18 protein-coding genes are annotated in these 9,728 nt (G+C 69.3%); 1 reads left to right on the top strand and 17 read right to left on the bottom strand.

Translation table 11 applies throughout. The annotated features are described in order from the left end of the window. On the top strand, positions 1-1,108 hold a 1,108-nt coding region (locus tag MFF04_RS20330), incomplete at its 5' end, for a site-specific integrase (RefSeq protein ID WP_306424003.1). Here the strand turns inward: MFF04_RS20330 and MFF04_RS20325 are convergent. The 17 genes from MFF04_RS20325 to MFF04_RS20245 all read right to left on the bottom strand — a co-directional run bounded on the left by MFF04_RS20325 (position 1,072) and on the right by MFF04_RS20245 (position 9,726). Continuing rightward, positions 1,072-1,281, bottom strand: a complete 210-nt coding sequence (locus MFF04_RS20325; protein ID WP_238278598.1) for a hypothetical protein — start codon at positions 1,279-1,281, stop codon at positions 1,072-1,074. The two genes, MFF04_RS20330 and MFF04_RS20325, sit on opposite strands and share 37 nt — an antisense overlap. Before the next feature lie 10 nt (positions 1,282-1,291). Next, the gene (locus tag MFF04_RS20320; protein ID WP_238278596.1) at positions 1,292-1,525 is read right to left on the bottom strand and encodes a hypothetical protein; all 234 of its coding nucleotides are present in this window, start codon (positions 1,523-1,525) and stop codon (positions 1,292-1,294) included. Beyond that, on the bottom strand, positions 1,522-1,764 hold the full coding sequence (locus MFF04_RS20315) for a hypothetical protein (protein ID WP_238278594.1): 243 nt from the start codon (positions 1,762-1,764) through the stop codon (positions 1,522-1,524). Before MFF04_RS20315 ends, MFF04_RS20320 begins: the two co-directional genes overlap by 4 nt. A gap of 350 nt (positions 1,765-2,114) precedes the next feature. Next, entirely contained in the window at positions 2,115-2,393 is a 279-nt protein-coding gene (locus MFF04_RS20310) for a hypothetical protein (protein WP_238278591.1), read from the bottom strand. 3 nt (positions 2,394-2,396) lie between these two features. After that, positions 2,397-2,690: a hypothetical protein gene (locus MFF04_RS20305; RefSeq protein WP_238278590.1), complete on the bottom strand. Its 294-nt coding sequence runs from the start codon at positions 2,688-2,690 to the stop codon at positions 2,397-2,399. Further along, complete coding sequence (locus tag MFF04_RS20300) at positions 2,683-3,045, bottom strand: hypothetical protein (RefSeq protein WP_238278588.1); 363 nt, start codon at positions 3,043-3,045, stop codon at positions 2,683-2,685. The genes MFF04_RS20305 and MFF04_RS20300 overlap by 8 nt, the downstream gene beginning before the upstream one ends. Before the next feature lies 1 nt (position 3,046). Then, a complete protein-coding gene (locus MFF04_RS20295) occupies positions 3,047-3,757 on the bottom strand; it encodes a hypothetical protein (RefSeq protein WP_238278585.1) in 711 nt (236 codons plus the stop codon). Next, on the bottom strand, positions 3,754-4,491 hold the full coding sequence (locus MFF04_RS20290) for a hypothetical protein (protein ID WP_238278583.1): 738 nt from the start codon (positions 4,489-4,491) through the stop codon (positions 3,754-3,756). The genes MFF04_RS20295 and MFF04_RS20290 overlap by 4 nt, the downstream gene beginning before the upstream one ends. 115 nt (positions 4,492-4,606) lie before the next feature. Further along, entirely contained in the window at positions 4,607-4,876 is a 270-nt protein-coding gene (locus tag MFF04_RS20285) for a hypothetical protein (RefSeq protein WP_238278581.1), read from the bottom strand. Beyond that, positions 4,873-5,094, bottom strand: a complete 222-nt coding sequence (locus MFF04_RS20280) for a hypothetical protein (protein ID WP_238278579.1) — start codon at positions 5,092-5,094, stop codon at positions 4,873-4,875. Before MFF04_RS20280 ends, MFF04_RS20285 begins: the two co-directional genes overlap by 4 nt. Continuing rightward, positions 5,094-5,804 (bottom strand): exonuclease domain-containing protein, encoded by a 711-nt coding sequence (locus MFF04_RS20275; protein ID WP_238278578.1) that lies wholly within the window; start codon positions 5,802-5,804, stop codon positions 5,094-5,096. Before MFF04_RS20275 ends, MFF04_RS20280 begins: the two co-directional genes overlap by 1 nt. A gap of 3 nt (positions 5,805-5,807) precedes the next feature. Continuing rightward, entirely contained in the window at positions 5,808-6,848 is a 1,041-nt protein-coding gene (locus MFF04_RS20270; protein WP_283206396.1) for a recombinase RecT, read from the bottom strand. Beyond that, a complete protein-coding gene (locus tag MFF04_RS20265; RefSeq protein WP_238278574.1) occupies positions 6,845-7,789 on the bottom strand; it encodes a YqaJ viral recombinase family nuclease in 945 nt (314 codons plus the stop codon). The genes MFF04_RS20270 and MFF04_RS20265 overlap by 4 nt, the downstream gene beginning before the upstream one ends. After that, positions 7,786-8,160: a hypothetical protein gene (locus tag MFF04_RS20260; RefSeq protein ID WP_238278572.1), complete on the bottom strand. Its 375-nt coding sequence runs from the start codon at positions 8,158-8,160 to the stop codon at positions 7,786-7,788. The genes MFF04_RS20265 and MFF04_RS20260 overlap by 4 nt, the downstream gene beginning before the upstream one ends. A 323-nt stretch (positions 8,161-8,483) precedes the next feature. Then, complete coding sequence (locus MFF04_RS20255) at positions 8,484-8,747, bottom strand: hypothetical protein (protein WP_238278570.1); 264 nt, start codon at positions 8,745-8,747, stop codon at positions 8,484-8,486. Then, positions 8,744-8,977: a hypothetical protein gene (locus MFF04_RS20250; protein ID WP_238278568.1), complete on the bottom strand. Its 234-nt coding sequence runs from the start codon at positions 8,975-8,977 to the stop codon at positions 8,744-8,746. The genes MFF04_RS20255 and MFF04_RS20250 overlap by 4 nt, the downstream gene beginning before the upstream one ends. Then, entirely contained in the window at positions 8,977-9,726 is a 750-nt protein-coding gene (locus MFF04_RS20245) for a methyltransferase (RefSeq protein WP_238278566.1), read from the bottom strand. Before MFF04_RS20245 ends, MFF04_RS20250 begins: the two co-directional genes overlap by 1 nt. Positions 9,727-9,728: the final 2 nt, after the last annotated feature.

Raw genomic sequence — 9,728 nt, 5'->3', positions numbered from 1 at the left:
CCGAGAGCGCGGGCACGGCGGCGGGCCGCGTCGTAGCGGACCCTGCCGTGCCCGCGCTCTCGGCTTCGACTACCTCTCGACCGAGGAGGTGGCCAGACTGCCGGCCGCGCAGATCGTGGACCGTCTGCTGGCGGCCAAGCAGCAGCCGGTCGCTCAGACCGAAGCTGCGGCAAGCGCGACCCTCGGCACCGTCGCGCCGCCGCAGATCATGCTTAGCGGCCTGTTCGGCGAGTTCGAGAAGCTGAGCAAGGCGTCGCTGAAGGACCTGTCGCCCGATCAGAAGCGGAAGTGGCGCAATCCCAAGCTCCGGGCGGCCACGAACCTGCTTGGCGTGATCGGCGACATGCCGGTAGCGTCCGTAAACCGAGGCCATGCCCTCGACTTCCGGCAATGGTGGGAGGACAGGGCGCTTACCGGGTCCGTGGAGATCGAAACCGCCAACAAGGACTTCGGCCACCTGAATATGATGTTCAAGGCCATTGAGCGGTCGCATCGCATCGGCCTCGGACCCGTGTTCGGCGAGTTGCGGATCAATGGCGGCTCGACGGGCCAGCGCCTCGCCTTCGACCCCACCTTCGTTCAGGACAAACTCCTGGCTACCGGCGCCCTCGCCGCTCTCAACCCGGAGGCCCGTGCCGTCGTCTACCTCATCGCAGAGACCGGCTTGCGGCTGTCCGAGGCCGTGAACCTCACCGAGGAGACCATCGACCTTACTGCGACGGTGCCGCACGTCCGGGTGAGACCTGATGGCCGGCGCATGAAAACGGAGCAGTCCGAACGTGACATGCCGCTCGTGGGCGTGGCGTTGATGGCGATGCAGGCGTTCCCCGGCGGCTTCCCGCGCTACCGAGACAAGTCCGCCTCGCTCTCGGCGACGGTCAATAAGTTCCTGGCGAAGGCGAAGCTGCTGCCGGCGACGGGGCAGACCCTCTATTCGCTGCGGCACACCTTCGAGGATCGGCTGACGGCCGTCGAGGTGCCTGAGAAGCTAGCGGCGGCGCTGATGGGGCATAAGTTTCACCGTCCCCGCTATGGCCTCGGGCCAAGTCTCGCGCAGAAACAGGAGTGGCTTCAGCGGATCGCGTTCAGGCCGCCCTCGACCGTATGAGCGTTGAGGATGCGTCGGGCGCGCGCCTGCGGCGTGTCGGCCTTCAGCACGGCGCTCCACTCCTCTTCCATTCGAGCCAGGATCGGGGCGTAGGCGTCTCCGTATTGCTCCACGAGGTAGGCCGCGAAGACCATCGCCTCGTAGAGCCGCCCGATCTCCCCCCTCTCCGTCACGGCTCTCTCCCTAGCCATTGGGGGGCTCGGAGAGGGCGGCGCGGCCATCATCGGTGATCGCCCAGCCGGCAGGGTCACATGGCAGATCACGCCCCCACGCCGCCCATCCATTGCGATGGCATTCGCGGCGGGCGCGCTCTTGCTCGCGCGAGCAGACCGGCGGCAGGTGCTTGCGCGAAACGAAACCCTTGTGCCGAGCAAGTTCCGTCAGGAAGCTGCGCGCGCCGTTCGTCGGCCCCTTCATCGCCCCTCCTCCCTGTGCGCGTCGAGGGCGGCGCGGCCGGCATCCGTGAGAGTGATCGTCGCGAGGCCCATGAAGCCGGCTAGGCCGGGATAGCGGCGCTCCACCAGCCCTTGGCGGCACATGCGCTGGAACGCGGCGTACTCGTCGGCGTCCAGTTGCCCGACGAAGAGGCCCTCGTTCCGGCGAGCCATGTCGAGGTGTTCGCGGGCGAAGGCGATCAGGCCGGGATCACTCGCCATGCTCGCCTCCCTGGGTCGGGAGAGCGCGGAGATCGGCCGCGTACTTCTCGTGATTGCGAGCGTCGGCGTGAGCCCAGGCAACGCCTCGTGCAGGACCTCGGGCGGTGCGACCGGGGTTCATTGCATCCTGGAGTTCCCCTCGATACTTCGCGGCCAATCTGTCGTGATAGCGCGCGCACCGCTCCCGCATCTCCGCTGCGCCTGCGGGGTCGGAACGGAGCGCGGCGGGGATCGTGGGGAGGTTGTTGCTCACGAGGCATCCAAGCTCGGTCACGACCGAGCCGCCCCAACCCTCTCCGATGCGACCGCCGCACTCTTCCAGAGCCACCGCCAACTCCCCTCGTGTGGTCTCAGGCATGGGGGTGCTCCTCGTCACGGGGCGGGACGCCGACCGACACGGCGACCGGCGGATGAGCGGAGCCCACGATCAGCAGATGGATGGGAGCGCCTGCCTGGATGAGCGCGATCTCCTCCGGGGTCGGGAGCCACGACGAGACCATGCGGTTGACGCCGGGGCTGTGCGGCTCGTCGCGGATGGGCAGGCCGCCGCAGGTGCCGTCCTTGTCAGGGTCCCAGCCCTGCGGCGCGCCGAGGTTGCGGGTCGCGCCCGTGATGCGTCCGATGTGCATGGCTCAGGTCTCCACGGGACGCACGCCAGTGGCGCGCCAGATGCGCAGTCCGAGAAGGCGGCGCTGCCAGAAGCGCAGGCTGTCGCGGGTAATTTCGTTGTCGATCAGCCGAAGCGTGGAACGTGCGCGTGCCGCGGCCTTCACGTAGCGAGTGCGCAGGACCCGCTGCTGCTGGCCGAGCGAAAGCCGAGCCCATGCCGCGTTGTAGGCGGCGCACTCACGGTCGATCTGCGCCTGCCGTTGCTCCTCGGTCAGGCTGCAGAACTCCTCAAAGTCGAGATCGTCCTCCCTATCCATGGGGGTGCTCCTGCTGGAGGGCGGCGCAGTCGAGCGCAAGGAGATCGGCCACGCGGGGCTGGTGCGTTCCGTCAAGCACATCGCCGATGGGCGCCTCGGGATGGACCGCGAACGTGTCGCCGGGCGTCAGACCGGCTACTTTCATCGCCGCAAACGTCCTGAGGAACGGCTCCAGCGCCTCCCGGAGGCGGGCGTTGTCGGCGCGGGCGGCGGTGAGGGCGGCTTCGAGCTGATCCGCGATGCCTCGAAGGCTATCGGGCATTCGCTTCAATCCCATGCCAGCGGCGCGGTCAGCTTCGTCCCTGAGAGACGCCAACGCCTCCCGGATCTCGTCTCCGTCCTCGTGCGGGGCCATCTCAGCGGTCCTCTGGGGAGGTGGCGAGCAGCGCGTCGATCTTGGCGAGCATGGCTTCGCCCGGCGCCGCTGCCTCAGCCGACAGCCCGCGAACCTGCGCGGTGTTCGCCTCAACCCACTGCCGCGCCTCGCGAAGCACAGCCCTCCACCCGTCCGTCTCTGCCGCAGGGGGCGGGGCAGAGAGGTCCCCAGAGGCATAACGGCGAAGTTCTGCGAGCGTCTTGGGTGCGTCGCGCTTCTTATCAATGGCCGAGCACGCCGCCCCGATCAGCTCGCGCGGCACGAGCACGAACCCGTCCGTCCCCCCGCCACCGCCCCCGGTGGATGCGGTCGGGAGGGCGGCGGAGCGGAAGTGCTCGGCGACGGCGAGGGCTAGATCGAAGTCGTCAGCTATGTGGAGACGGTTATCGAGCTTGCCGGCTCGAATGTCGGCGGCGCATAGCGGACGACCACGCTCCTCCTCAAGTTTCGCGTGCCGCTCCCGCACGATCCTCCGCACCTCCGCCTCCCCGAGCGGAGGCTGGGGCGGGGTGGGGGCTTCGATCAGCGCGCAGGAGATCGCCTCACCCATCGCCGATGGCGAACACGGGAACTCGGCCTCGTGCTGGAAGTGGCGGTATGCAGCCCGAACGATCTCTTCGGTCAGCCACGCGGGCCGGCTCGCACTGAGGTCCGCAAGGCTGGGGCCGCGCCCCTGGTTGGGGGCGGTCATGGCTGGCTCCGGGAAGGGCCGCGAGACGCGTCGATGTTCGCGCGCTCGACGGTGAAGGTGATCGCGGCGACCCAGGGGTTCGCGTCCCAGGCGTCCGCGCCGTGGAGGCTGTTCCAGAGGGTGCTAAAGCTCTCCCGGGCGCCGAGCGTGAGTTGCGTTCCGGGGAAGAGGTAGTCGTGCCAGTAGCGATCCTCCTCTTGCTGGACGCCCTCGGCCTGCGCATCGTCCTCGCTGATCTCCTGCAACCGCTGCACGCGCACGTCGGCAACGTGGAGCGTCAGGCGGGATCGATTGCGAGACAGGTGGAGGGGCGAGAACCACTTGATGCCGGGATCGCTCCCGTCATCGTCCGCGCGGTAGATGACCTTGCCGCCAAGGGCGCAGTAGCTGTCGCCGACCGTCCACACGCCCGATCCAGTATGGCACCACGTCTCGCGGACCCAGAGCCTGTCGCCCGGAACGTACGGGACCTTGAAAGTGTGACCGGGCCGGTCATCTCGCGTCCACCAGCACCACCGGTCGGACATGCCACGCGGGTTGGATGCCGTCCTGCGCTGTCCGCAGTAGGCGTCGAGGTATGGGGCCGGGTGTCTGGCCGTACCGCCCGGCGCAAGGGCGTCCATCGAGGGCGCGGACGGAACCTCATCCCGGATGATCCGCCGGGTCTGCGTCTTCCTGCCATCGAACAGGGCTCGCACCATCGGCGCGCTGAAGATGATCGGACGGTCCGTCATCGCGCGCCCTCCCTCGGGGGAAGAGGCTTCGACAGCTTCCTCGTCGCGCTGGACTGAGGAGCGGCAGGGGGGAAGCCGGCGCTACGGATCGGGCGCGCTGGGGCGGGGAGAGTGCTCAAGCTGAAGCCCTCCGCGCGGTCTCGCCGCCGCTGCCGAGGAGGCAGGCGACGGCGATCACCCAGGCGACGGCCACAAGAAACGGATTCGTGCTGCCGTAGGCCACGGTCGCGTAGTAGGCGATGATGAACCGGGGCAGGACGAGCCAGCCGATCCAGCCCAGGACGCCGAAGATCGCCGGAAGGCCCGTCCCGAAGAGAAGGGTCAGCCGCGGGAAAAGCGCTGCGCAGATCAGGAAGATCGCACCGTGGTGATGCCAGAAGCTCACGGGCCGATCCTCCCGTCTCGCAGGGCTTCGATGGTGCGCAGGATGAAGTCGCACTGATCGTCTGTCAGGGCGTCGTAGCCGGCGAGGACGCGGGCCCGACGGATAGCTCGAGCTGCCTCGGCCGGCGCCGGCAGGTCCAGCGCGAGCGCGCCGGCGCGATGGGCCTCTCTCGACCTGCGGAGGGCGTCCGTGATGAGGGTGCGGGTTGGGGCGGGCATCAGCGCTGCTCCCGCCGCTTGAGCTCGTGCCGCACCGTGTGCGCCACGTCCTCGTCCATCTGCTGGCCCGCGGCCCAGCGCAGATAATCGCTCGGCACGTCCCGCCAGAGCGTGTTCCGGTGCTTGCCGAAGGTGCAACGCGCGAGGAGCGCGGGCTCGGCCGACCAATGGATGAGTTGCTCAACCGATGCGCTGTTGAGGAGCGCCTTCAGCAGGTAGGCGGTGACGTAGGCGTCCGGCCCAGCGCGATGGGTTGGCTCGGCCCGGCGTCGGTCGGCCGGCAGCTTCAGCCAGTAGCGCAGGGTGTTGTTCTGGTGGTTCGGCGCGTCCGGCCAGACCCGCAGGGCGCAGCGATAGGTGCAGATCCAGGGAGTGCCGCCGGTCAGCGCCGCGCACCACTGCTGCTCGAACTTCGCGTTGTGGGCAGCGAAGGCGATCGGCGGCTCGTCGCCCCGATCATGCCGCCGCGGGTCGAGGATGGTGTGGGCGAAGTCGTCCCACGCCTCCGCGCCGGCCACGTCCGCATCTACGATGTGATGGACCGCCGACGTCTCGGGCGGAATCGGATGGCCGGGGTTCACGAGGGACGACAGCGGATTGAGCACCCGCCATCCAGCGTCCTCGCGAACGAGATCGGACCAGCCGATCTCGCAGACGGCGGCCGGGGGCTCGAAGCCCGTGGTCTCGAGGTCGACGACGCGGATGTGCACGGCTCAGCCCTCCGCCTCGTCGCGAGCCATCTGCTCGGTCCCGGCGGCGTGCCCGGCCTCCCAGGTCACAAGCCGTGCGGGATCGTCCTTGATCTCGGCCTTGAGGCACTTCTTCGTGCCCCGCAACGCGTCCTCGTACCCGCGCTTGTAGTCCGCGCTGTCGGCGTCGATGGCGGGCGTCGCAGCTTCGTCACCCTCTGAGGAGTCGGCGACCTCGTTGCCTGCAGCACTCGCATCTGCGGGCGTATCGGGCCCCTGATCGGTCGCCGGCGCTTCGCCGCCTGGGGCGTGCTCGATGGCGGGCGGGCTGCCGATCCGATCAAGCACAGCGTGAAGCTTCGGCCGCGGGGCGACGGCGCCATCTTCCTGCGCGCCCTTGAAGTCGTAGAGATCGTCATCCCGACGCATCAGGTCGTCGAGATCGGTGGACATCGGCAGCACCTTGGAGTGCCGACGCGCCACTGTCTTGCGGGCCATCTCGCCCCACCACTGCACCCAGGGGCCGTTCCCTTTGGCGCGGCTGACAGCGCGAACCCTTTCGATCTCGGCGAAGCTCATGACCTCGCGGGAGCGCTCTCCCGACTTCAGCACGGCGACGGAGTAGGCAGCGATCGGCTTGCCGCGCTCGCCCATCGTCGGCTTGTGGCGAAGGATCGGCTCGTCACCGAGCTCGTAGAGGAACTCGTCGTTCTCGTAGACGACGTGGGCCTCCCAGGTGGCGATCTCGCCCGAGTTGCGAACCTTCTTCCGCAGGCCGCCGATCATCGGCATCCACTGCGCCTTGCCGCTGAACTCGACGATCGCACCCTCGCGCCCGTCCGGGAGGAGGCCATCCTGCGCGGCCCGCATCGCCGAGTTGAAGAAGGACTGACGATCCAGCTTCATCAACCCGGGATTGTTCTGCACGGCGGTCAGCAGCACGCGCTTGAACCGCTCGACGGGAATGTGGGCTGGAAGCGCGGCCTTGAACTGCTCCTCGCGGTTGCCGATCTGGTCGTTGAGAACGACGATGGGGTTCGCGGTGCGCTCGGCGACAGCGTTCATGCTGCGGATTCCCTCTGCTGGATGCGGGTGACGCGGATCGGCCGGGTCGTGCGCGCGGCGACTTGGTAGGCCTTCGCCTCTTGCGTCTTCAGGCTGATCTTCCAGCCAGGCAGGGACGCCCCGGCGGCGAAGCCGACCTTCGTTCGGATCTCGGCATCGATCTCGGAGCAGCGTGCCTCATCGGCCTTGATGCGCGCCTTCGTCTCGGCCCGCTCATCGAGGAGCGAAGGCAGCGCGTTGTCAGCCGACAGGTCGACAGTCTGCCCGGTATCGCCGTGTAGGCGGGCCGCAAGCGCGACGTCGCGCATCCAGTCCGGCTCGGGCACTCGACCGCCTTCGACCGTAGCCCAGAACTCCCCGACGGCCCGGCGCAGGGTCTCGATGACGCCAGCGTGGATCGGCACCTCAATAATCTCGAGCGCGATGTCGTGGCTGACGACGAGGGCGCCAACGGCGGCCCACTTCGCGCCGACGAGATGAGCTTCGGTGATGACCTGCAGCGCGTAGCCGACAGGAAGCTCGATCTCGCCCGTGTCCGCCTCGCGCCAGCCGCGGGCGAACACGGAGCGCTCGACGCTCTTGATCTGCACGGTGCCGAGCCCGAACACCGGGCAGGTCACGAGAGTGTCCGGCGTCGCGCCGAGCCGGATGGCGGGGTCACGGAAGTAGTCCCGGTTCGGCTCGACCTTCCAGTCGGGCCGCTGCTCGCGCAGCAGCTCGACGGCGACCGGCTCCAGCAGGCGACCGCGACGCATCGCACCCGTCTCCTCGGCAATTTCGCCGATGCGCCCGGTCTTCAGCGCCCAGACCTCGTAGGCGGACACGTAGGGGTGTGCGCCGACCAGAGCTGCGACCGTCGAGGCGGTCACGTCCTGCGCCCGGGCGGCGAGCCACGCTTCGCGCGTCGTGAAGGGGATGCGCTCGATCCGCATGGCGCTCATTCCGCCGCCATCGGGAGCACCGGCTCCTCGCCGGGCCGGGGCGCGTTCGCGGCGACCTGGGCGGCGGTGCGGATGCGCTCCAAGGTCTCGACGCGATCGATGCTCGGTCCGTGCGGCCACTCGATCCACGCGCGTTCGCCGATGACTGCGGCGACGATGCCGAACGGGCAAATCTCGGACGGCATTTCGGGGCTCGCCTCGATCGCCCGCACCTCGTCGCCGGGCGCCAGGAAGAACATCTCCATGCTGACGTGCTCGCACGCTGCCGAGACCGAAGCGCCGTAAGGGCCGCCGACCTTGGCATAGACGCGTCCTGTGTCGTCGCAGACGAAGTCCACGACCGCGCGGATGAGGACGACGTCGCCCTTCACGAGGACTTGGTGGGGGTGGGTGGACATCAGGGCCTCCGGGCGGAATCGGGGTGGTAGCGGGCGCACTCGCGCGACCGGCCGGCGGCCTCGTCGGCGTGGAGCAGGCGGGCGTGCTCGGCGCGCACGGCGTCGAAATCGTGCGGCGCTCGCGCGAGGCGGATGCGGCGCTCGCGCGAGGCGGATGCGGCGCTCGATCAGGATGTCGGCGAGGACGCGGGACAGACCCTCGTCCGTCGAGGCGACGAGGAGGCCGACGCCCCGCTCGTGGAGCATCCCGGCCGCGTCCTCGGGCGTCAGGGCGTCGAGCGTGGAGGTCCGGGCGCTCATCGCCGGGCCTCGCGCAGGCGCTTGGAGGCTGCGTCGGCGGCGGCGCTCGAAACGAAGACCTTCCGCTCGGTCTCCGGATCTGCCGTCCGGAAGCATGGCTCACCCTTGCGCGGACCGCGCGAGATTGCGCGGGTGACGCATTTGCCCGTGACCAGCACGCCCTGACCGTCGACCCGCTCGAAGAGGTAGCCGTACCAGTTGCCGGGCAGCGTCATCTGCTCGCGGGCGGCGAGAGTGAAGGCGTCGAGCCAATCGCTCATGGCCGCACCGCCCAGCCGAACAGGCCGCCGACGAGGGTGCCGAGCGCCGCCACACTGGCCGCGATGCCGGCCTGGGCCGCGCGCCCGAGCGCCAGGAAGGCGTCCACCGGGTCCGCGGGCGTCTCGGGTCCGCCGACGAAGCGGCAGGCGAGGTCGACGAGGCCCCAGACGCAGGACAGCACCAGGGCGCCGGCCGAGCCGCAGAGGCAGAGGAGTTGTCCGTCGGACATCACGCGCCCCGCTCGTCGATGGTCACGAGGCAGGTGCTGACCGAGGTGCCGGACGCCTTGAAGGAGTCCGCCGGCAACGGTTCGATGGTGCCGCCGCGGGCCGCGACCATCTCGCGGAAGGTGGCGGCTCGGCCCTGCCGGAACAGGACGCCGCCGCTCATGATCGCAACCAGCCGCCCGCCGGGCGCGAGGAACTTGAGCGCGTGCTCGACGTGCCGGATGTCCTGGTCCCGCGTGAAGGGCGGGTTCATCACGACGCGGTCGTACTGGCGCTCGGATGCCACGGTGAGGAAGTCGCAGCACACCACGTCGAAGCGATCGGCCTCGTCGAGGTGCTCCGCATTCGCGCGGTTGAGCTCTACGCAGTCGACCTGGCCACCGGCAACAAGCGCCGGGATCGCCAGGGCGCCGCGCCCGGCGCTGGGCTCTAAGACCCACATGCCAGGAAGGATGCCGGCGGCGGCGATGACGCGCTCGGCTAGGTCCGGCGGGGTGTAGAACTGCTGGAACTCGACCTTCCGGCTGACGATCTCGCCAGTGAGGATGATCGGCTCCACGGCCTCGGCCGCGTCGCCGTCGAACAGGTGGGCCTTCGCCTTGCGGCTCCACTTGCCGCCAGCCGCCTCCAGGACCTTGTTCGTGTCGGTGTAGAGCTTGCGGTCGAGCTGCCCGAGGGCGACGAGCGACAGGGCGTTGCCCTCGCAGGTAGCGCGGTCGAGCACGGAGAGAACGTCCTGGGAAACGCGCATGG

The organism is Methylobacterium jeotgali (assembly GCF_022179345.1).
GTDB lineage: Bacteria > Pseudomonadota > Alphaproteobacteria > Rhizobiales > Beijerinckiaceae > Methylobacterium > Methylobacterium jeotgali.
Note: the sequence above shows the minus strand (reverse complement) of the source record. Positions and strands in the feature narration are given on the sequence as shown.

What these genes read in the sequence shown, in the direction of transcription:
- MFF04_RS20270 (WP_283206396.1), bottom strand. Translation starts at nt 6,848, where the DNA reads ATGAACGCTGTCGCCGAGCGCACCGCGAACCCCATCGTCGTTCTCAAC.
- MFF04_RS20300 (WP_238278588.1), bottom strand. Translation starts at nt 3,045, where the DNA reads ATGGCCCCGCACGAGGACGGAGACGAGATCCGGGAGGCGTTGGCGTCT.
- MFF04_RS20320 (WP_238278596.1), bottom strand. Translation starts at nt 1,525, where the DNA reads ATGAAGGGGCCGACGAACGGCGCGCGCAGCTTCCTGACGGAACTTGCT.
- MFF04_RS20315 (WP_238278594.1), bottom strand. Translation starts at nt 1,764, where the DNA reads ATGGCGAGTGATCCCGGCCTGATCGCCTTCGCCCGCGAACACCTCGAC.
- MFF04_RS20280 (WP_238278579.1), bottom strand. Translation starts at nt 5,094, where the DNA reads ATGCCCGCCCCAACCCGCACCCTCATCACGGACGCCCTCCGCAGGTCG.
- MFF04_RS20305 (WP_238278590.1), bottom strand. Translation starts at nt 2,690, where the DNA reads ATGGATAGGGAGGACGATCTCGACTTTGAGGAGTTCTGCAGCCTGACC.
- MFF04_RS20250 (WP_238278568.1), bottom strand. Translation starts at nt 8,977, where the DNA reads ATGTCCGACGGACAACTCCTCTGCCTCTGCGGCTCGGCCGGCGCCCTG.
- MFF04_RS20265 (WP_238278574.1), bottom strand. Translation starts at nt 7,789, where the DNA reads ATGAGCGCCATGCGGATCGAGCGCATCCCCTTCACGACGCGCGAAGCG.
- MFF04_RS20295 (WP_238278585.1), bottom strand. Translation starts at nt 3,757, where the DNA reads ATGACCGCCCCCAACCAGGGGCGCGGCCCCAGCCTTGCGGACCTCAGT.
- MFF04_RS20310 (WP_238278591.1), bottom strand. Translation starts at nt 2,393, where the DNA reads ATGCACATCGGACGCATCACGGGCGCGACCCGCAACCTCGGCGCGCCG.
- MFF04_RS20255 (WP_238278570.1), bottom strand. Translation starts at nt 8,747, where the DNA reads ATGAGCGATTGGCTCGACGCCTTCACTCTCGCCGCCCGCGAGCAGATG.
- MFF04_RS20290 (WP_238278583.1), bottom strand. Translation starts at nt 4,491, where the DNA reads ATGACGGACCGTCCGATCATCTTCAGCGCGCCGATGGTGCGAGCCCTG.
- MFF04_RS20245 (WP_238278566.1), bottom strand. Translation starts at nt 9,726, where the DNA reads ATGCGCGTTTCCCAGGACGTTCTCTCCGTGCTCGACCGCGCTACCTGC.